Annotated in this window: 21 protein-coding genes and 1 riboswitch; of the genes, 3 read left to right on the top strand and 18 right to left on the bottom strand. The window is 35.5% G+C overall.

Annotation, left to right across the window (positions count from 1 at the left end; all coding sequences use genetic code 11):
* Positions 1-164 precede the first annotated feature (164 nt).
* From smc to metG, 12 genes are all read right to left on the bottom strand, one after another.
* Entirely contained in the window at positions 165-3,689 is a 3,525-nt protein-coding gene (smc, locus tag QJV49_RS11705) for a chromosome segregation protein SMC (RefSeq protein WP_225511731.1), read from the bottom strand.
* The gene (gene rnc / locus QJV49_RS11700; RefSeq protein ID WP_010905569.1) at positions 3,679-4,374 is read right to left on the bottom strand and encodes a ribonuclease III; all 696 of its coding nucleotides are present in this window, start codon (positions 4,372-4,374) and stop codon (positions 3,679-3,681) included. The genes smc and rnc overlap by 11 nt, the downstream gene beginning before the upstream one ends.
* Before the next feature lie 170 nt (positions 4,375-4,544).
* Positions 4,545-5,546, bottom strand: a complete 1,002-nt coding sequence (argF, locus tag QJV49_RS11695) for an ornithine carbamoyltransferase (protein WP_225511730.1) — start codon at positions 5,544-5,546, stop codon at positions 4,545-4,547.
* A gap of 27 nt (positions 5,547-5,573) precedes the next feature.
* Positions 5,574-6,425, bottom strand: a complete 852-nt coding sequence (gene argB / locus QJV49_RS11690) for an acetylglutamate kinase (protein WP_225511729.1) — start codon at positions 6,423-6,425, stop codon at positions 5,574-5,576.
* On the bottom strand, positions 6,422-7,555 hold the full coding sequence (locus QJV49_RS11685; RefSeq protein ID WP_225511728.1) for an acetylornithine transaminase: 1,134 nt from the start codon (positions 7,553-7,555) through the stop codon (positions 6,422-6,424). Before QJV49_RS11685 ends, argB begins: the two co-directional genes overlap by 4 nt.
* Positions 7,556-7,567: 12 nt before the next feature.
* On the bottom strand, positions 7,568-8,758 hold the full coding sequence (gene argJ, locus QJV49_RS11680) for a bifunctional glutamate N-acetyltransferase/amino-acid acetyltransferase ArgJ (RefSeq protein ID WP_225511727.1): 1,191 nt from the start codon (positions 8,756-8,758) through the stop codon (positions 7,568-7,570).
* 11 nt (positions 8,759-8,769) lie between these two features.
* The gene (argC, locus tag QJV49_RS11675; RefSeq protein WP_225511726.1) at positions 8,770-9,792 is read right to left on the bottom strand and encodes an N-acetyl-gamma-glutamyl-phosphate reductase; all 1,023 of its coding nucleotides are present in this window, start codon (positions 9,790-9,792) and stop codon (positions 8,770-8,772) included.
* Between the two features lie 140 nt (positions 9,793-9,932).
* Positions 9,933-10,565, bottom strand: coding sequence for an NAD(P)-dependent oxidoreductase (locus QJV49_RS11670; RefSeq protein ID WP_225511725.1), 633 nt, complete (start codon positions 10,563-10,565; stop codon positions 9,933-9,935).
* 103 nt (positions 10,566-10,668) lie between these two features.
* Entirely contained in the window at positions 10,669-11,178 is a 510-nt protein-coding gene (locus tag QJV49_RS11665; protein ID WP_023188848.1) for a QueT transporter family protein, read from the bottom strand.
* A riboswitch (PreQ1 riboswitch) is annotated at positions 11,176-11,281 on the bottom strand. It overlaps the preceding gene by 3 nt.
* A gap of 297 nt (positions 11,282-11,578) precedes the next feature.
* Entirely contained in the window at positions 11,579-12,310 is a 732-nt protein-coding gene (locus QJV49_RS11660; RefSeq protein ID WP_225511724.1) for a 3-oxoacyl-ACP reductase, read from the bottom strand.
* A gap of 16 nt (positions 12,311-12,326) precedes the next feature.
* Positions 12,327-12,566, bottom strand: a complete 240-nt coding sequence (locus QJV49_RS11655) for a DUF2829 domain-containing protein (RefSeq protein ID WP_225511723.1) — start codon at positions 12,564-12,566, stop codon at positions 12,327-12,329.
* Between the two features lie 354 nt (positions 12,567-12,920).
* The gene (gene metG / locus QJV49_RS11650) at positions 12,921-14,921 is read right to left on the bottom strand and encodes a methionine--tRNA ligase (protein WP_225511722.1); all 2,001 of its coding nucleotides are present in this window, start codon (positions 14,919-14,921) and stop codon (positions 12,921-12,923) included.
* 396 nt (positions 14,922-15,317) lie between these two features.
* On the opposite strand from metG, the gene QJV49_RS11645 reads away from it, so the two are divergent.
* From QJV49_RS11645 to QJV49_RS11635, 3 genes are all read left to right on the top strand, one after another.
* A complete protein-coding gene (locus tag QJV49_RS11645; RefSeq protein ID WP_225511721.1) occupies positions 15,318-16,175 on the top strand; it encodes an exodeoxyribonuclease III in 858 nt (285 codons plus the stop codon).
* Between the two features lie 82 nt (positions 16,176-16,257).
* Positions 16,258-16,821 (top strand): GNAT family N-acetyltransferase, encoded by a 564-nt coding sequence (locus QJV49_RS11640; RefSeq protein WP_309568391.1) that lies wholly within the window; start codon positions 16,258-16,260, stop codon positions 16,819-16,821.
* Between the two features lie 94 nt (positions 16,822-16,915).
* The gene (locus tag QJV49_RS11635) at positions 16,916-17,659 is read left to right on the top strand and encodes a DeoR/GlpR family DNA-binding transcription regulator (RefSeq protein ID WP_225511719.1); all 744 of its coding nucleotides are present in this window, start codon (positions 16,916-16,918) and stop codon (positions 17,657-17,659) included.
* A gap of 165 nt (positions 17,660-17,824) precedes the next feature.
* On the opposite strand, the gene QJV49_RS11630 is transcribed toward QJV49_RS11635, so the two are convergent.
* The 6 genes from QJV49_RS11630 to QJV49_RS11605 form a co-directional block, all read right to left on the bottom strand.
* Positions 17,825-18,175 carry an arsenate reductase family protein gene (locus QJV49_RS11630; RefSeq protein WP_021722954.1) on the bottom strand — a complete coding sequence of 117 codons (351 nt, stop codon included), beginning with the start codon at positions 18,173-18,175 and terminating at the stop codon, positions 17,825-17,827.
* A 75-nt stretch (positions 18,176-18,250) separates the two neighbouring features.
* Complete coding sequence (locus tag QJV49_RS11625; RefSeq protein WP_225511718.1) at positions 18,251-18,505, bottom strand: metal-sensitive transcriptional regulator; 255 nt, start codon at positions 18,503-18,505, stop codon at positions 18,251-18,253.
* 26 nt (positions 18,506-18,531) lie between these two features.
* Positions 18,532-20,175 (bottom strand): FAD-dependent oxidoreductase, encoded by a 1,644-nt coding sequence (locus QJV49_RS11620; RefSeq protein WP_225511717.1) that lies wholly within the window; start codon positions 20,173-20,175, stop codon positions 18,532-18,534.
* A complete protein-coding gene (locus QJV49_RS11615) occupies positions 20,172-20,480 on the bottom strand; it encodes a rhodanese-like domain-containing protein (protein WP_225511716.1) in 309 nt (102 codons plus the stop codon). Before QJV49_RS11615 ends, QJV49_RS11620 begins: the two co-directional genes overlap by 4 nt.
* A 10-nt stretch (positions 20,481-20,490) precedes the next feature.
* On the bottom strand, positions 20,491-20,793 hold the full coding sequence (locus QJV49_RS11610; RefSeq protein WP_225511715.1) for a rhodanese-like domain-containing protein: 303 nt from the start codon (positions 20,791-20,793) through the stop codon (positions 20,491-20,493).
* Between the two features lie 139 nt (positions 20,794-20,932).
* Positions 20,933-21,172 (bottom strand): CsbD family protein, encoded by a 240-nt coding sequence (locus QJV49_RS11605; RefSeq protein WP_058205978.1) that lies wholly within the window; start codon positions 21,170-21,172, stop codon positions 20,933-20,935.
* Positions 21,173-21,238: the final 66 nt, after the last annotated feature.

Here is a 21,238-nt window from a genome sequence, read left to right as displayed (position 1 = left end):
TTCATTATTTTTTAGTTAATGAAATTTTTTAAATTCATGTTTTTGTTGCTTAAATTATACGACTTTCCTTATTTTTAGGCAAATCATATACAAGCCATAAATTAGGCAGTCCTTCAAAAATCAATTTATAGTTTAGCATTAATAGATTAAAACTATCTTAAATTTCAATTAATAGCCGAATCAAGCTTAACCGAAATCATCTTAGAAACCCCAGCATCAGCCATTGTAACGCCATACATTGAACCCGCTGCCGCCATAGTTCCTCGGCGATGTGTTACGACAATAAATTGATTACTCTTATCAAAGTGATTCATGTAATCACCAAAACGTTTAACGTTGGCTTCATCAAGTGCCGCTTCAACTTCATCAAGAACAACGAAAGGTACTGTTCGTACTCTTAAAATTGCAAAAATTAAAGCTAAAGCCGTCAGCGCTTTTTCTCCACCACTCATCAAATTTAAACTTGATAATTTTTTACCTGGCGGTTGTACTTTAATTTCAACCCCAGCTTCCAGAAGGTTGTCGCTTGTTAATTCTAAATCAGCAAGCCCACCAACGAACATTTGAGCAAAGGTCGTTTTGAAACTTTCACGAATCGCATCAAAACTTGTTTTAAACCGAATTTTAACTTCATCATTCATGTCATCAATTGTACTCAATAGAAGATTTTTAGCTTCTAATAAATCATCTTTTTGACTTGAAAGGAAAGTAAAGCGTTCATTGACTTCATCAAATTGAGAAATGGCATCCAAGTTAATTGGTCCTAATGCCTTGATTTGACGTTCTAGATTTTTGAGTTTTTGCTCAGCCTCCGCTAAATCATCCAATATTTTTGCAGTGGCTTGCGCCTCTTCAAAACTAATTTGATGTTCACTATTTAACGTTTCTTGAAGTGTCATCAATTGTCCTTCAATTTGCTCCAATTGCATTTCATAACGCGTTTTTTTCGTGTTAAGTTCTTGCGTTTGCTGGATAAAATCTTGATTATGCTGTTCTAAATCTTCCATTTGAGCCGCTAAATCTTCACGTTCAAATTTTAAACTTACCATTCGGACATTAATTTGACTTAAGCGTTCTTCCACTTCTATCAGTTGTTTTGAGAAATTATTTCTTTCTGTTTCATCAAATTGGACAGGATTTAAAAGTGCTGTCAGTTGATTTTTTTCTTCTGTCAATGCTGACAAGTCTGTCAGTAAACGTTTTTCATCTGCTTTGGTGAATTTCAATTCACTGACCACTTCTGATTGACGAAGTTGAGCCTGATTTAAAGCAGCTGTTTTCTCTGATTGCAAAGCTTTATGCTCTTGACTATTCGTTTTAACTTCTTCAAGTTGCTTTTCAATTTCAGCTTTTCGCTCTGTAATTTTTGCAAGAACTTCTACTTTATATTCATTTTCTTTAGTTAATTCAAGCAAATTCCCTGTTGCTTCTTGATCTGCTGACAGATTAGTTAATTGTTCTAGCGCAACTTTTTGTTCTGTTAATTGTTCAATCTTCAAATTCAAAGATTGTTCAACAAAACGTTTCTCTTCCCCTTGACTTTTCAAAAGTTCAATTTCTTTTAGCAATTCTTGACGAGCCTTTTGAGTTTTTTGAACTTCTTTCTCCGAAATTTTTAACTGCTCTTCTGATAACTTAATTTGTTTTTCTAAATTACTTATTTCAACAGAAGTAAAAGTTGTTGAATTACGTTTCCCAGCTCCCCCTGCATAAGAACCACCAGGGTTAATCTGGGTTCCGTCAAGTGTAACAATTCGAACATTATAGTTCATTGCTCGAGCAATAGCAGTTGCATTTTCTCCCGAATCAACAATTATCGTTGTTCCTAAAAGTGAACTCATTGCCTTATGCAAACGACTTTCAAAGCCTACAAGATTGATTGCTAAATCAATAAATCCTGTCATATTTTGAATACGATTTAAACCATTAAAGTCCCTTCCTTTAATCGTTGTCAATGGTAGAAAAGTCGCCCGTCCTAATCTTTTTTCACGTAGAAAAGCAATTGCTCTTTTGGCCGCATTTTCGTCTTCTGTGACTACATTTTGGCTCCCGCCACCTAGAGCAATATCAATGGCTGTTGTATATTTAGGGTCGAAGGTCAATAAATCAGAAACAACACCAATCACACCACCGATTTGTGAAGCATTTTGCATAACGGCACGAACACCAGCAAATAAATTACTGTGGCTCTCACGGATATTTTGTAAGGAAGTCAAACGGGCTTTATGTTGGTTAAGTTCTTGCAGATAATCATACATTTTATTTTGGGCTAAACGTTCTAATTCTGCCTGCTTTTTCTCTGCTTGATTTCCTTCTTCAAATTTCGCTAAAAGGGTCTCGATTTCCTTTTTAACGGTATATAAATTTTCCTGTGCTTCAGATAAATCTTGACTGATTTTTTCAAATTTAGTTAAATTTTCTTTGACAGACTCATCCTGTTCAGATTGTCTACGGCTCAAATCTGTAATTTCAGCCTTATTTCTCACGATTTCATTTGAAATTTGTGCTTCTTCTTCAACTAATTGAACAAATTCATCACGTAAGCGTTCCATGACCACTTCTGGTGATTCAGATAAGGTCGCTAAATCTGCTGACAGCTCTGTCAGTAATTTATCTAAGTCATTTTTTTCTGTCAGTAAAAGTTCTGATTTTTCTTGAACTTCTGCCAAATTTTGTTGAGTGATCTCTAAACGACTTTTTAAGTTTTTTAAACGATCTTCGCGTTCCGCAGCTGATTTTTCTGATGAATCTTTTTGAACATCAAATAATTCAATTTTTCTTGTTAAATCTGATTTTAGATTAGAAAAATTAAGCTGGTCAGCTTGCAATTTTTCTTGCTCGGCTTCTACTTTTTGGCGTTCTGTGCGTAATTGACTGACTTGTTCATCGTAAACTTTTTTACGAGTTGATAAACTCACTAATTCCTGCGCTACTTGCGCCAAATCAAATTCTGTTTGATCAAATTTGGCTTTTTTAGATTCCAGCTGACCAACCAGTACAGAAAGTGACAGGTCTGAACGTTCTGCCTCAAGTTCTTGAAAACGGAGTGCAATATCTCTTTGCGATTGTAAGGGAACGAGCTGACTATTTAATTCAAAAATAATATCTTCTAAACGATCAAGATTATCTTGGGTTGAATTTAATTTTGATTCAGTTTCATTTCGTCGATTTTTGTATTTTAAAACACCTGCCGCTTCTTCAAAAATGGCACGTCTTTCTTCCGGTTTAGAATTAAAAACAGATTCAATCCGTCCTTGGGAAATAATCGATAAAGAGTCACGTCCAAGCCCAGTATCTGTGAATAAATCATGAATATCACGCAAACGACATTTACGACCATTCATCAAAAACTCGGAATCGCCATTTCGATATAAACGTCTGGTAATAACAACTTCTTCATTCTCATCTTGTCCTTGCAGATAATGATCAGAGTTGTCAAAATGAGCAATGACCTCAGCATAATTAAGAGCACGTCTTTTTTCAGTTCCAGCAAAAATAACATCGGGCATTTTTCCACCACGAAGTGCTTTAGCCGATTGCTCGCCCAAAACCCAACGCAATGCTTCAACAATATTTGATTTCCCAGAACCATTTGGACCAACAACTGCGGTTATCCCTTTATCAAATTCAACTTTAGTCTTATCGGCAAAAGATTTGAAGCCGACAATTTCCATTTTTTTAAGATACATGGTTTTGCCCTTTTATTGCATTTTCTGCTGCTTTTTGTTCTGCAACTTTTTTAGATTTTCCAAGCCCTCGTCCGAGTTCTTTACCATTGTTAAAAACCGCGGCCACAAAGGAACGGTCATGAGCTGGCCCTTCTTCTTTCAGAATCTTGTAGCTAATCGTTGTTTCTCCACCAATTTGTAACACTTCTTGAAGTTCTGTTTTATAGTCAATCACTTTAACATAGTCATCATTTTTAACGTGAGGAATGACTACATGTTGGATAAATTTACGAACTTCATCCATTCCTTGGTCAATAAAAAGCGCACCTAAAAAAGCCTCAAAAAGGTTCTCTAGTGTTGTTTCGCGGTCACGACCGCCCATTTTTTCTTCACCATGACCTAATCGCAAAAACTCACCAAAACCGCATGAGCGTGAAAAATTGGCAAGTGATTCTGTCCGAACAATGCTTGAGCGCATTTTGGAAAGTTCTCCCTCTAATTTCTCAGGATAAGTCCGATAAAGATAATCGGAAATAACCAAAGATAGGGCAACGTCTCCCAAAAATTCCAAACGTTCATTGTTTGCAATCTTTGGGAGCCGTTCTTCATTCGTAAATGAAGAATGCGTAAAAGCTGTTTTCAATAAGTCCTCATCATTGAAGACAAGTCCATAATCATTCTTTAATTTTTTTTGAAGCTTGAGCATAAAAATCTCCTTCACTAAAAACTTCCATTATTTTATAGTTTTATCCCTTATTATACCAAAAAAAACTTTTTTTGTATGCCTTTCCCTGAGGAACGGTACTTTTGGTTCCTAAAAAAAGAAAAAGCATTAAATCTGGGCTATTTCCTCTTATTTAACGCTTCATCTCTTTTTTATATTTTAGGAATAAATAAATTTCCCAAAGTAGCTGCCATGACGGCTTTTATGGTATGCATTCGATTTTCAGCTTGCTCAAAAACGACCGAATTCTTTGAATTAAAAACATCATCAGTAACCTCTAATTCATTAAGGTTATAATTTTCCTTAATTTCTTTCATTACTTCCGTGTTTAAATCATGAAAGCTGGGTAAGCAATGCATAAAAATAAAGTTTTTATTAATAATTTTTTCAACAACTTTTTGATTGATTTGATAGGATTTCAATAATTTAATCCGCTCGGCTGTCTGTGCCTCTTCTCCCATACTGACCCAGACATCAGTGTAGACAATATCAGCATTTTCAAGTCCGTTTAAATCTGTTCGGATACTTATTTTACTGCGACTTTTCATGGCGTATTTACGTGCGAGTTTTTGTATTTCTAAGGCTGGCTGCAAGGACTCAGGCGAAATAATTGTGATATTTACGCCTAAAATTGCTCCAGTCACTAATAGAGAATTTGCCACATTATTTCGTCCATCACCAACGTAAGCGAGGGTCAAATCTTGCAAATGGCCAAAATGCTCCTTGATTGTCATAAAATCTGCCAGCATCTGTGTCGGATGCCAATCATCAGTCAATCCATTCCAAACGGGGCAGCCTGAATCTTTTGCAAGAATTTCCACATCACTTTGCTTAAAACCACGAAACTCAATACCATCAAACATTGAACCCAAAACTTTCGCCGTATCTGAAATAGATTCTTTTTTGCCCAACTGAATATCATTTGGACCTAAAAATTCAGGATGTGCTCCCAAATCTACAGCGGCCGTTGTAAAAGCTGCTCTTGTTCTTGTGGATGTTTTTTCAAAAATGAGGGCAATATTTTTATCTAATAAATATTTATGTTGAATATGTTCTTTTTTTAATTTTTTAAGGTGAATCGCAAAATCAATCAGATATAGCAATTCATCTTTACTAAAATCTATTTCTTTTAAAAAACTTCTTCCTTGAAACATTTTGTCTCCTCTATATTATCTGGTCTATCAGTGATTAATCATTGTTCCTTGCCCTTTGTCAGTAAATAATTCTAACAGCAAGGCATGAGGAACACGGCCATCTAATAAAACAGCCTGACCCAATCCTTCGAACATGGCATATTTAATGGCTTCAATCTTTGGAATCATTCCGTCAGTAATTTTTTTCTCTTTGACTAACTTTTCTAGATTGGTCAGATTGATTTCATCAATAAATGACTCCTCATCAGGAAAATTGCCATATAAGCCACGAACATCGCTTAATAAAATAAATTGTTCAGCACTCAATGCACCGGCAATTCGACTGGCTGCGGTATCAGCATTAACATTATAAATTTCACCATCAAGACCAATGCCGGCCGAAGCAATGACGGGAACAGCATCTGTTTGATTGATACGCTCAATGATTTCCGGATGAATCGTCGTAATTTCTCCAACATAGCCTAAATCTTCAGAAATAGGTTTGGCTTCTATTAATTTACCATCAATTCCTGAAACCCCAATCGCATTGCCACCTAAACGAATAATATCTTGAACCAAACTTTTATTTACTTTTCCGGCTAAAGCTGTCAGTGCTAATTGAGCTGTTTTTTTATCTGTCACGCGCAAACCTTGAACAAATTGGCTTTTTTGCTCATACTTTTCAAGTAATTCTCCAATCGCAGGTCCGCCACCATGAACCAAAACTACTTTAATTCCCACCGTTTTAAGTAGTAAAATATCTTTTAGAATACTCTCTTTCACTTTTTCATCAACCATCGCATTGCCACCATATTTTATGACAACGGTTTGGTCACGGTATTTCAGAAAATATTTGAGACTTTCGGTCAAAGTCTGGGCAGTGTTTTGTGAATCTCTCATAAAATTTTCTCCAATAACTCTGCTCCTTTTTGCAGTTCTTCTTCCGTCATGACAAGCGGTGGGAGTAAGCGAATGACATCATGACCAGCTGACAAGGCAAGCAGTCCATTTTCACGCAATAAAGCAAGAACTTCTGGAACTTTTTTCTCGTCAGTTAATTGAATTCCAACCATCAATCCCAAACCTCTGATGGACTTAACCGCCGCTTTTACTGACAGCTTTTCTGTCAGTAATTTTAAGAAAAAATTACCTTTGTCAGTCACTTTTTCTAAAAAGCCATTGTCAATTTCTTTTAAAACTTCATTAGCCGAAGCCATTGCTAAAGGATTCCCCCCAAATGTTGAGCCGTGCTTTCCTGCTGAAAAATAGCTGGCATATTTAGTCTTAGCGAGCATCGCACCTGTCGGAATCCCATTTGCCAATGCTTTTGCTAAAGTAAAAATATCCGGCTCAAAATCAAAATGTTCAAAAGCAAATAGTTTTCCAGTCCGACCAATTCCAGTTTGAACTTCATCAATAATCAGTAAAATTCCTTTTTGCTGACAAGTTTTTAGAGCTTCAACAAAATCTGGAGAAATTGGTAAAACGCCACCCTCACCCTGAATAATTTCAAAAATAATCGCACCAATTTTTTCTTTTTCAAGGATTTGCTCAAGTGCTACCACATCATTAAAAGGGCTAGCCACAAAATTTGGTAATAAAGGCGCAAACCCTGCTTGAATTTTTTCTTGCATGGTTGCGCTCATAGCACCAAAAGTACGACCATGAAAGCCATCTGTAAACGCCAAAATTTTCTGATCTTTTTTGATTAGATGAGTTAATTTTAAAGCTGCTTCATTAGCTTCGGTCCCAGAATTACAAAAAAAAGCTTTATAAGAATGATTTTGACTTAACTTTTCAGCCACTTCTTCTTGCAAAGGATTCTGATAAAGATTTGAAAGATGAGACAGGCTGTCTAATTGAGTTTTCACCGCCTTTTTGCCTTTTTCAAAACTATATCCTAAATTCATGACCCCAATCCCACTTGTGAAATCTAAATACTTATTTCCCCTGTCATCAAATAAATATTGATTTTCTCCTTTGATTAAGCTAAATGGTAGGCGACCATAATTTTCAAATAAATTAGTCATTTTTTCTCCTTCTTAACTTGTATATAAAGCATTAATTTCGACATATTTATAAGTCAAATCACAGCCCCAAGCCTGCCCCAACCCACTTCCAGCATTCAAGTCAGCAATAATTTCAATTTTATCTTCTTTTAATTTCTCAGAAAGAAAAGCTGCATCAAAGCCAACTGGTGTTGAATGATAAAGCACAAGCTCATCTTGAAGTTTTAATTCAATATCAGAAACTTCAAAATCAGCCACCTGACCAATTGACGAAATAATCCGCCCCCAGTTAGGGTCTGCGCCAAAAATTGCCGTCTTAACTAAACTTGAACCCACAATTTTTTTAGCAATAAATCGTGCTGCTAAATCATTCGGCGCTCCTTTGACGGTCACTTCAATCAGTTTAGTTGCACCTTCGCCATCTGCAGCGATTTGTTTGGCTAAGGACTGACAAACCTTTGCCAGCATTTCTTTAAATAAAAGATAGTCTGAACTTCCTTCTAAAATTTCATTATTTTTAGCTTGGCCATTTGCCATCAACAAAACAGTATCGTTCGTTGAAGTATCTCCGTCCACAGTAATCTGATTAAAAGTCGTTTCAATAATGTCTGATAATGTTTTTTGTAGTAAAGCTTGGGCAATTTTTGCATCAGTCGTAATAAAAGCAAGCATGGTTGCCATGTTTGGATGAATCATCCCGGACCCCTTACAAACCCCCGCCATATTCACGATTTGACCACCAATTTCAGCTTCAAAGTTGATTGTTTTAGTTTTAGTATCTGTTGTTAAAATTGCTTTGGCAAAATATTCTGCTGTCCCTTCATTTTTGAATAACTTTGAAATTCCCTTGGCAATTTTTTCCATCGGAAGCTGTACCCCAATGACCCCTGTTGAGCAGACCGCCACTTCCTCAGCTTTAAGTTCAAATTTTTCAGCAAGCATTTTCTGTGTCTTCAAAGCATTTGCATAACCCTGCTCGCCTGTTACTGCATTGGCAACCGCCGAATTACAAATAATGGCCTGTGCTTGTCCATTTTTGACAATTTGACGGTCAATCAATACTGGCGCTGCACAAACCTTATTGGTTGTAAAAACGCCAGCAATCGCTGCTGGAACTTGACTTAGTATTAGCCCTAAATCTAAGTTTTTATATTTTAGTTGTGCATGAACAGCATCTGCCAAAAATCCCTTTGGACTTGCAATTGTCCCTTTTATTTCTTTCATTTCTTCCTCTTCTAAAGACTTGGCATAAAATTCAAGCCTAAACTTTCATCGTAGCCAAATAACTGATTAAAATTTTGTACTGCTTGTCCGGCAGCACCCTTCATAAGATTGTCAATTACCGAAACGACTGACAAAACATTTGTCACTGGATTATAAGCTAATCCAATATCGCAAAAATTGGTCCCAATCACATCTGAGAGTTGGGGTATTTGTCGTCGAATTCTGACAAAGTTTTTTGTCGCATAGACCTGTTCATAGGCTTTTTTTATCGTTTCAAAATCAAAATCAGCCGCAACTTTTGCATAGCTACTAACAAAAATTCCTCGACTCACAGGAATTAAAGAAGTTGAAAATTGCAAGGCCTGAAAATTTGAATTCCAACTCTTTAATTGTTGAGCAATTTCTGGAATATGTTGATGACTATTGATTTTATACATGGACATATTATTGACAACATTCACAAAATGGCTCGTGTCAGACAGACCTTTTCCGGCTCCCGAAAGTCCTGACTTTGCATCCACAATGATTGAGTCTAAATCAATCATCTTATTTTTAACTAATGGATAAAGTGCAAGTAGTGTTGCTGTTGCATAACAACCTGGATTAGCGATATAGTTTGATTTTGATTGACCAATGTCAGCCAGATTATATTGAACATTTAATAAATATTCATTATCCAATCCTGTATTTTTATACCATTTATTGTATATTTTAAAATCATTTAATCGAAAATCCCCTGATAAATCAATAACAGGAAAATTTTTATCAATAAAAGTTAAAGCTAATTTTTGACTAACACCCGCTGAGGTTGCAAAGAAAACTGCATCACAATCTGCCATAATCTCTTCTTCATTAAATTCACTGATAGTCAAGTCAGTAAAGCCTTCAAGTTGTGGAAAGAGCTCTGATAATTTTTCTCCATAGTGACTTGTTGCATATATTTTTATTACTTCTACTTCTGGATGATAATAGAAAATTCGGAACAGTTCTAAGCCGCTATAACCTCTAATTCCGACAATTGCTACTTTTTTCATATTTACACACTTTCTATGTATTTTTATACACTATACTACTCTATTTTTTATTTGTCAAGAATTTTATGTATTATTATACTTTTTTAAAATAAAAAAAGAGAAAGGACTTAAGTTCTTTCTCTTTGATAACTCATCAATTTTTAGTTTTCATAAATTCCGATATGCTCATGTTGATGGCTGCCATCCTCAATCATATTAAGCACAGCCTCGGCATAATCAGCATATGAAATTCGACTTTTACCCGCTTTATTATGTCCTAAAACGTCGCCGGTAATTGTATAATTATTTGTTTGTACTCCTTCTGGGTCAAAAAATTCTGCAGGAGAGAAGAAGGTCACATTAAGTTTTGAAGCTTCGTAAACCAAGCTTGCTTTTGCCATTTCTAAAAGCGTTGGATAGTAAGGTAAATCTGTTGGTGTCACATCAAGCAATCGTTTTTCATGGCTTTCGTCAAGATAGAGAGAACTTGCTCCTCCAACAACAATTAAACGGCTATCTATATTTTCAAGAAGTTTTATCATCACTTGGGCTACTTTTGAATAATCTTCCTCATGACCTGCTGGTGCCCGATGCGCTAAAACAATTGCATCGAATCCCGCTAAATCTTCAGAAGTTAATTCAAAAATATCTTTTTCAAGAATAGTAGTCACTTCAACTTTTAATCGTGCTTTATTTCTAACAATGGCAGTAACTTCATGACCACGCCCAAATGCTTTTTGAGCGATTAAACTTCCTGCCTTACCAGAAGCAGCAATTACAGCGATTTTTTTCATAAAAAGCTCTCCAATCTCTTATTTATTTTAATTATAACAAATTAAGTAATTCTGACTTCTAAAAATGGTTCAAAAAAAACAGCTTGAGCTGCTTTTCATTTATTTAACGACTCAAATCAACTCTTTTACCTAATTTATCCATGACAAATGCCCCGATAAATAAGCTGGCAAATTCACCTAGAGCTAATGTCCCCCAGGTCAGCAAAAATGGTGTTCCTGCGACAAATTTTAATTCAAGAGCAATGGTGAACATACTTATCGAAAAGAAAATTGCAAAAAAGAAAAATGCTTTATTTAACTGTCCATTCCAAAAATAATCTTTTTTAAAGCGGTCAAACAAAAGAACACCAAGACTTAAGAATACTAAAGTTGACAAACCACCGACAATCACATCTACCCAAGTGAAAGATAAAAAGTTTGAAATCATACAACCAATTGTCACCGCAATAATATATTTTTTATTGAAGAAGGCTGTAAAATTTAACATTTCTGACACTCGAAATTGAATAGGTCCGTAAGAAATTGCGCTCAAACCCGGTGTCATCGTTAAAATAACATACAGGGCCGCAACAATTGCGATTGTAACAATATCATAAGTTTTTGATTTTTTCAAAAGGTTCTCCTTTGGCGACAAAATTCGCCTATAATATGCTTGAGCAAAGGGATGAAGGCTCAAGGGTTAACTCACTATTGAGCAACGTTTTTATTTTAGCAGATTTTTTGCGAAATGAAAAGGATTGATAAATATTTGCTTTCATCTAATTATTATAGTGGCATTATTTCCGCTAACGAAGGAATAATTCTTTGTACTCAATAGAAATTCTAGTAGGAGCCTCAAAATATCCTGCCAACAAAAAGGCAAAAATTACTGACAGATATTTTTTCACAAAAAACAAGTAATTGGGCAACTTGTCAGTAAAATCAACAAGTCTGTCAGTACTTTTGTAGTTAATACAGACTTTCCCACAAAAATAAAAGACTTATCAACATGCTGATAAGTCTTTCAATATCTTTTATTTGATTGTCCAGCCACCATCAATCGGGACAATTGCTCCCGACATATAAGAGGCTTGTGGACTCGCTAAAAAGAGAGTCAAATCAGCCACTTCTTCAGGACTAGCCCATCTTTTAGCTGGCGTCTCATCGGCTACCCATTGGGCCATCTGACCATTATTTTCAGTAAAATCAGCCGCATTCATCGGTGTGTTGATGGCCCCTGGAGCAATAGCTGCTACTTGAATCCCGTGTTGTGCTTCATCCAAAGCTAACTGTTTTGTCAACCCAACAATGGCATGTTTACTGGCCGTATAAGCGACGCCACCTCCACCGGCTACCAAGCCAGCAACCGAAGCCATATTGATAATTACTCCTGATTTTTGAGCTTTCATTTTTGGTAAGAAGGCTGAAATCATCAAATACATTGAATTGAGATTCGTTGATAAAATACTTTGCCAAAGTGAAAAATCAGTTTCTTCCAAAGTTTTGTAAGCATCTAAAACGCCCGCTGTATTGAGTAAAACATCAACACTTCCCACTTCGTCAGCCAATTTTTCAACTGATTGAGCATTGGAAACATCAAGATTTTTTACTGACAGTTTTTTTGAATTAATGACAGATTCGTCAGTAAATTCTTGTAAGTCCACAGCAACAACCTCTGCTCCTTCGGCCAAAAATGCTTTTGTTTGAGCCAAGCCAATCCCACTGGCAGCACCTGTAATTAGCACTTTTTTTCCAAAAAATTTCATTTTGTAGCCTATCTATCTATTCAACCAAGGCCCAATCATCAGCCAAAACGTCGCAAGGCGTTGGTGCCCACATTGAAAAACCTTCACCCTCTCCTGAGACATTAATCAAGAAATAAGGGGTAACTTCCAGCTTCTCACCAGATTCTAAAACAATCGAATCATAGAGTTTAACATAATTTTCGGCACCAGACCATCCTTGTGTTCTGACTACTTTTTTTCCCGCTTTAAGTAAAGCTAATGCTTCTTCAAAAATCATTTTTTCCTCCATATTGTTTAAAAAGGGGCTTCCGCCCCTCTTGATATTACTGATAGAATTGTCAGCTCTGCTGACAATTCCTTTATCTACAAATAAAATGCTTATTATTCAATCGCATTTTACTGACAGAACTGTCAGCTCTGCCGACAATTCCTTTATCTACAGCTAAAATGCTCATTATTCAATCACATTTTACTGGCAGAAATCATCAGCACTCATCGTCAAAAAATATTTTTAAGATCATAACAAAAATTGTCTGTCAGTAAAACTATTTTTCTTTAAGTGAAATGAGTCCGCGAATGTTCTCCTAACGAAGTCAGGCAAAAAATATCTGTCAGTAAATTATACTAGCTATTACCCAATCAATGAACCAGCAGGAACATCATCATCAACGGTCAAGACACGCAATTTTCCATCAAATTCGGCTGACAAAATCATTCCTTGCGAAACGTATTTTTTCATCATTTTACGTGGTTTCAAGTTGGCTACGATTTGTAATTTTTTACCTACTAATTCTTGTTCATTTGGATAGAATTGTGCAATACCTGACAAGATTTGACGTGGTTCAGAATCACCAGCATCCAATTTAAATCTCAACAATTTATCAGAACCTTCAACAGGTTCCACTTCAAGCACTTCGGCAACTTTAAGTTCAATTTTTTCAAAATCATCAAATTTAATTTGTGGTAAAGTTAAATTTAATTCAACTTCTTCAGGCACCCATTCATCTGCCACCTCAGCGGAGTCCGCTGAGCCACCAGCCATTTGTAATTTAATATAAGCAACTTCTTCTTCCACATCAAGACGTGGGAAAATAGGTTGACCTTTTGCTACTACAGGATGAGTAAATGAATAGCCAAAAGAAAGATTTTCAAGTGAAAATGATCTTTCCTCCATTCCCAATTGCTCAAAGATTTTAGCTGAAGTTGCACGCATAAATGGTTGTAAAAGGCTACCTGCAATCCGTAAATTTTCAGCCAAATGATACAAAACATTATTCAATTTTGCTTTGTCGTCTTCTGATTTCGCAAGGACCCAAGGTGCTGTTTCATCAATATATTTATTTGTTCTTGAAATCAATGTCCAAACATCAGCCAAAGCCACGTTGAATTCAAATTTATCCATTGCTTTATGGAAATGACTTATTGTTTCTTCAACCACTTCTTCTAAACTTGCATCAAATTCAGTCGAAACTCCAGTTGCTTCGATTTTTCCGTCATTGTATTTGTTAATCATTGAAACAGTACGATTCAACAAATTCCCCAAATCATTGGCCAAATCAAAATTAATCCGTCCAACAAAATCTTCTGGAGTGAAAATTCCATCTTGTCCAAAAGAAATCGCACGCATCAAATAATAACGAACCGCATCAAGACCATAACGTTCAATCAACATCTCAGGATAAACAACATTTCCTTTTGATTTAGACATTTTTCCGTCTTTCATCAAGAGCCAACCATGAGCGAAAACTTGTTTTGGTGGTTCAATACCTAATGCTTTACAGAAAATTGGCCAATAAATAGTGTGGAAACGAACAATTTCTTTTCCGACCATATTTACCCCAGGCCAGAATTTTTTATAAAGTGAGTCGTCATCACCATAAAATCCTAGAGCTGTCACGTAGTTAAAGAGCGCATCCAACCAAACATAAACCACATGTTTTGGATTTGATTTTACTGGAATACCCCAAGTGAAAGTTGTCCGAGAAACTGCCAAATCTTCCAATCCTGGTTTGATGAAATTATTAATCATTTCATTTTTACGAATTGCCGGCTCAATAAATGTTGGGTTAGCTTCATAAAATTCAAGGAGCCAATCTGCATATTTGCCCATACGGAAAAAATAAGATTCTTCTTCAACCCATTCCACTTCATGACCAGAGGGTGCAATCCCACCAGTCACATTGCCCGCTTCATCTTTAAAAACTTCTTCCAATTGTGTTTCAGTGAAAAATTCTTCATCAGAAACAGAATACCAACCCGCATATTTGCCCAAGTAAATATCATCTTGTTCAAGTAATTTTTCAAAGATTTTTTGAACGGCTTCTTCATGATAAGTGTCTGTTGTACGGATAAATTTATCATAAGAAATATCCAATTTTTTCCATAGTTCTTGAACATCAGCAGCCATTGGGTCCAAGTATTCTTTAGGAGTCATTCCTAATTCTTCGGCTTTTCGTTGAATTTTCATTCCGTGTTCATCAAGCCCTGTTAAATAAAAAGTATCAAAGCCCATCAAACGTTTGTAACGAGCAAGCACGTCACAAGCAATAGTTGTGTAAGAACTACCAAGATGCAGCTTCCCAGATGGATAATAAATTGGAGTTGTAATGTAAAAAGTTTTGTTTTCTGTCATATTTTCCTCTTTCCGAGCAAATGAGGCTCGATATTTGAGAAGATTCTCATCTAAACATTATACCAAAAAACCTCTAAAATCGCTTGTCCGATTAGGTTTGTTATAATACTCACAACCCAAAACACACTAAAGTGGTAATGGGCAGACCTCAGATTGACTGGAGTCTTACTACTTTCTCTGATGAAACGACTAGCATATTCGTAAGTTAGCAAGCTAACAACGACCATCCTAAATGAAAAAGTGTCGTTTTAACTTCATAAGGTACTAATTAGACAAAAAAACGGTAACATGAAAGGTGTTTCATATTACTTGCTATGATATAATTATCATATAAAAGTTAAGAATTCCTTTAAGTCACGGCTCTTTGGAAATTCTTTTAAAAATAAAGGAACGATTATGAACTATAAATTTATATCATGGAATATTGACTCACTGAATGCTGCATTGACTGGAACCTCAGAACGTGCTGCACTTTCTCTTGCTGTTGTTAAAAATCTCGCTCAAGCACAACCAGACGTTTTAGCAATTCAAGAAACCAAACTTCCTTCAACTGGCCCTAAAAAAGCTCATTTGGAAGTTTTAGAAGAACTTTTTAAAGGTTATAAAATCGTCTGGCGTTCATCAGTAGAACCTGCTCGAAAAGGTTATTCTGGAACAATGGTTCTTTATAAGGAAACTCTACCAGAACCAATCATCACCTTTCCTGAAATTGATGCTCCTGAACCTATGGATGCCGAAGGTCGAATCATCACCCTTGAATTTCCTGACTTCTTTGTCACTACGGTTTATACACCAAATGCTCAAGAAGGTCTGACACGACTTGATTTACGTGGAATTTGGGATGATAATTATCGTAACTATCTCACAAGTCTTGATGCTCAAAAACCTGTATTTGCTTGCGGAGATTTCAATGCAGCCTATACAGAAATCGACTTAGCCAATCCCCGTGGCAATCACAACTCAGCTGGATTTACTGACCAAGAACGTGAAAAATTTGGTCAACTTTTAGAGGCTGGATTTACTGATACATTCCGTCAACTCCATGGTCAAGTTGAGAAATTTTATGAAGAAGGACGCAGTATTTATACTTGGTTTGCCCAACGTGCAAAAACTTCAAAGCTAAATAATTCAGGTTGGAGAATTGACTACTGGCTGGTTTCCAATCGTCTTGCACAAGCAATTAAAGTTTCTGAACCCCTTGATTCTGGTGAACGCTTAGACCACGTCCCAATTCTCTTAGAATTTGAACTCTAAAATAAAAGAACCTTAAAGGTTCTTTTTTATTGTCAATAAAACAAATAGAGACTATAATTGAGTAAAAATAGTTGAGGAGAACATGTTTATGGTTAATATAAATTTAGTTTTAGCAGAGCATCAGACCTTAGAAACTGAACGCTTGATTCTTAGAAAATTACAACTTGAAGATGCCCAAGAAATGTTTAACTATGCTTCTAATCCTGAAGTTGCTCGTTTTACTAGCTTTGAACCACATGATTCTCTAGAAACAACTAAAGCCACAATTGCCAATTTTTTTCTACCTAACAGGCTCTATCATTGGGGAATTGTTGAAAAAACTTCAGGTCATGTCATTGGTGAAATTTTTCTTAATCCTATCAATGAAAAAACAGTCGAACTAGGTTGGATTTTAAATCAAGACCATTGGGGAAAGGGGCTTATGCCAGAAGCTGCTGAATGTCTTTTGGCGCTTTCTTTCGATAAATTAGAAGTTAAAGTTATTCAAGCTAAACATTTTACAGAAAATGCAAAGTCTGGCCGGGTCATGGAAAAACTAGGAATGAAACACTTAGGAAAGGTTTATTCTTACTTTCCTAAGTTTAAAGTCCCTCTTCTTACAGACTATTGGGCAATTACTAAGGACGAGTATGAGTTACTTCATTGACTTACGAACGAAAGGATTTCTAATAAAAAGGTTTATTTTTTTAGATTTTTGTGGTAGTCTTAAAATATAAAAAAAGATGACGAAAGGCTACTAAATGTCCCGTTCTGACGAAATCATTCGCATTGTGAGTGATTATAAAAAAATTGAAGTCAATCAACTTTCACAACTCCTTAATGTATCAAACGTAACGATTCGAAAAGACCTTGATAAACTTGAAGAGAAAGGAATTATTAATCGCCAGCACGGTTTTGCTTTGATTAATAATACAGATGATATCAATTTCCGTTTAGCTAAAAACTATGATTTAAAGCGAAAAATTGCTGTCAAAGCTGCTGAAAATATCCTTGATGGGGATACAGTAATGATTGAATCTGGTTCTACTTGCGCTTTACTTGCTGAAGAATTAGCATTTAATCGGAAAAATATCACTATCATTACTAACTCTGTTTTTATTGCCAATTATATTCGTAAATCCGACTCAGTAAAGGTAATTTTATTAGGAGGAGAATATCAAAATAATTCACAGGTCAACGTTGGACCTCTGATAAAAAAGGTGGTTGATGAATTTTACGTTGATAAATTATTTATTGGCATTGATGGTTTTGACCCCGTCCGTGGTTTTAGAAGTAATGATCTCGCTCGTAGTGAAGCCATTCATGTTATGTCAGTTGCAGCTAAGGAAGTGATCATTTTAACTGATGCTTCTAAATTCAACCAAAATGGAACTGTCACTTGTTTTTCATTCCCTGAAATTTCCCAAATCTTTACTGACAAGTCAATCAACGCAGAAAGTCAAAAAATTCTTGAGTCTCAAAAAATAAAGGTTACTACTATCTAATTAAAAATGGACAATATCCATTTTTTTATTGACAGATTTTCTAAAATATGATATATTTTCTTCATAAGAAAGAATTATACTTTCATTTGAAAGTTTTGCTTTTTTGGAATCTCCTAAGATTTAAATATTATTACATAAAAAAATGAGTCTAACCAACTCATTTTTTTATATTTTTTCATAAGATGATTCTTTAAAACCAATCTGTTGAACTTGACCATTTTTCACAAGTAATGGACGTTTGATAAGCATTCCATTTGACGAAAGAAGTTCCGCCATTTCTTTTTCAGATAAAGTTGCTAGCTTGTCTTTAAGATTTAGGTCACGATAAACTAAACCACTTGTATTGAAAAACTTTTTAATGGGAAAATCAGCTTCTTTAAACCATTTCTCAAAGTTTTTTTGACTCGGTGGTGCTTCCTTCAAATCAATCGCTTGATAATCTATGCCGAGTTCATCTAACTTTGCTTTAGCTTTTCTACAAGTTGAACACTTTGGATACCAATAAAAATCGTACATCTTCTCCTCCTTAGGCTTTAATTTTATTATAGCACATTAAAAAGAGTTTTTTTATTCATTTTTTGGTAGAAAAATTTATTTTTTAATGATTAACTTTATGGCTTGTTCAAGTTTTTCTTCCTTATCAGTCACTTCATTGTCCAGTAAAAGTTCTTTGAGATTCTCAGCTACGATTAGACCAATCAGACTATCTAAACCAGAGCGAACAGCGGTTAATTGAGTCACAACATCAATACATTCCTCTCCAGATTCCATCATCTTAAGTATTCCTGTGAGTTGTCCTGTCGCTCGTTTCAAGCGATTTTCCATTTTTTTGTCATATTTTTTCATCAGTCATCCTTTTCTTGTTTCGCTCCCTAATCAAGTAATTCCTTGGTAACTTTGCTGTATAATCCAAAGGCACCATCCAAATTTTTCACTTTGTAGCCCTCTTGTTTTAGAATACGTTCTGCATTGTAAGAGCGAAGTCCTGACTGGCAGCTAACAATATATTCAGTCTTTTTATCGAGTTCATTTAGCCGCTCACGTAAGCCATCAAGCGGAATATTTTGAGAATTTTTAAATTTCCCTTTTGCCAACTCATTTGGATTTCTCACATCAAGTAAGACTTTCCCTTTTGCTAATTCAGCCGCAAGTTCATGCCACTGAATATTTTCTGATTGCCCCAAGAGAAGGTTTATTGCGGCATAGCCAGCCATATTTACTGGGTCTTTGGCTGAACTAAAAGGAGGGGCATAGGTCAATTCCAATTCTGGTAAATCAAAAACGGTTAGTTTTGCTTTGATAGCCGTAGATAAAATATCAATTCTTTTATCTACTCCTTCTTTACCAATTGCTTGCGCACCAAATATTTGTCCACTTCTTGGTTCAAAAATTAATTTCAAAACAATAGAAGTTGTATCTGGATAATAAGCCGCATGATTATTTGCTGTGATATGAACAATTTTATGATTAATCTTCAATTCTCTAAGTTGAAACTCAGAAAGACCTGTACTTGCCACTTGCAAATCAAAAACGCGGACGATAGCCGTTCCAAGTGAACCGCGATTTTTAACCGGTAATCCACTAATGATATCAGCTACCTGACGACCTTGACGATTAGCTGGAGAAGCCAATGAAATTAAAGCATCTTGCCCCAGTTGATTTTTGACAACAATGGCATCGCCTACTGCGTAAATATCCTTGACCGATGTTTCATAATGTTCGTCAACAAGAATTGCATTTCTTAGTCCTAATTTGATACCCGCGCTTTTAGCTAGACTCGTTTCTGGCTGAATTCCGACAGAAAGAATCGTTAAATCCGATTGTAGACTTTCACCATTATCTAGCAAAATTTGGTCATTTTTAAATTCGACAGCTCCTCTATTCGTCAATACTGAAACTTTATTTTTAATTAATTCTTCATTGACAAAAGCTGCCATTTCACGATCAATGGTTGGTAAAACATGTGGTGCTTTTTCGACGATTGTGACACTTAGCCCTCGTTTTACAAGATTTTCAGCCATCTCTAAGCCGATAAAACCAGCACCAATGATTGTGGCACTTTTGGGAGCTTCTGCTTTCAAATGAGCTATTATTTTATCCACATCAGGAATATTTCGTAAGCTGAAAACATTTGTCGCTTGGTCTAAACCTTTGATTTGTGGAATTAAGGGTTTGGCCCCCGGTGAGAGAATCAGTTTATCATAGTTTTCAACATAGCTTTCGCCTTTTGAAACTACAGTCACTTTTTTTCCTTCTCTATCAATCGCAGTGACTTCGGAATTTTCGCGCACTTCTATGTTAAAACGTTTTTTTAAAGCTTTAGCAGATTGAACAATTAACTTTTCTCGTTCTGCAATTTCACCACCCACATAGTAAGGTAAGCCACAATTAGCAAACGAAACATAAGGGCCTTTTTCAAAAACGATGATTTCTGCATTTTCATTAAGACGTCGTAAACGTGTTGCAGCTGACATTCCACCAGCAACTCCGCCAACAATTAGTATTTTTTCTGTCATTTTTTAATTTTTCCTCCCCAAGCTCTCATTCCTCCATTTACGTTTGTCACATCATAATTGGCTTTGTTTAAGATTTTGTAGGCTTTTTTTGACCGCATTCCCGACTGACAAATTAATAAATACTTTTTGTTTTTGGCTAGAACATGTTCTCCCAATTTACTTAAAGGGAGATTTCGAGCGCCTTTTATATGTCCATTTTGAAATTCATGAGCTTCTCTTACATCAATTAATTGTGCTCCTTTTTTCAATTCAGTACTTACTTCTGCTGGACTAATACTTTTTATTTTCTTAAAAAATTCAAACATTGTTCTCTTTCTAAAATTTGTCAGTAAATTCTAAGTGACGGCTCCAAGAGGAAGTTCCTCCAGAAACATTTATGGTTTCAATTCCCTTTGTAGAAAGGTACTGACAGGCCCTAGCTGAACGAGCACCTGACTGACAGATAAGATAAGTTCCGTCAGTAATTTCTTCATATCTTTCTTCTAGTTGACTCAATGGAATATTTTTGGCATTAGGAACATGACCGCTATTATATTCAAAATCTTCTCTTACATCCACAATTACTGGCTTTTCACTTTCTGTCAGTAATTCTAATTCACTTATGTCAATTATTTTCATTTTTTACCTCTTTTTTTAATGATTTCCATTTAATTATATACCCCTATGGGTATACAAGTCAAATTTTATATCCTATTTTGAAAAATAAAAAAACCTAAGCTTTTAATCGCTTAGGTTTTTATTAGTTTTGAGAAATCAATTATTTCTCATTTTTATGTTTGACAGAGTCAACCGTATCATTAAATTTTTCTGCAACATCTTCAGCTAGGTCAGAAGCTTTATCTTTGATATTTTCCAAGCCTTCTTTAGCTTTTCCCATAAATCCTTCTGTTTTACCTTTAGCTTCTAGTTTTTCATCACCAGTTACTTTACCTGTGGTTTCTTTAACTTTTCCACTTACTTTATCTTTTGTTGCATCAAGTTTGTCATTTAAAGCCATTTTAAATCCTCCTAGTAATTGCGATTTCTTCTTAAATCATCATGAAGGTTTCATAATAATTTTTTA

This window comes from Lactococcus sp. NH2-7C (genome assembly GCF_029953655.1).
GTDB lineage: Bacteria > Bacillota > Bacilli > Lactobacillales > Streptococcaceae > Lactococcus > Lactococcus lactis.
The sequence above is the reverse complement of the archived record's forward strand: the minus strand, read 5'-3'. Positions and strand labels throughout refer to the sequence as shown.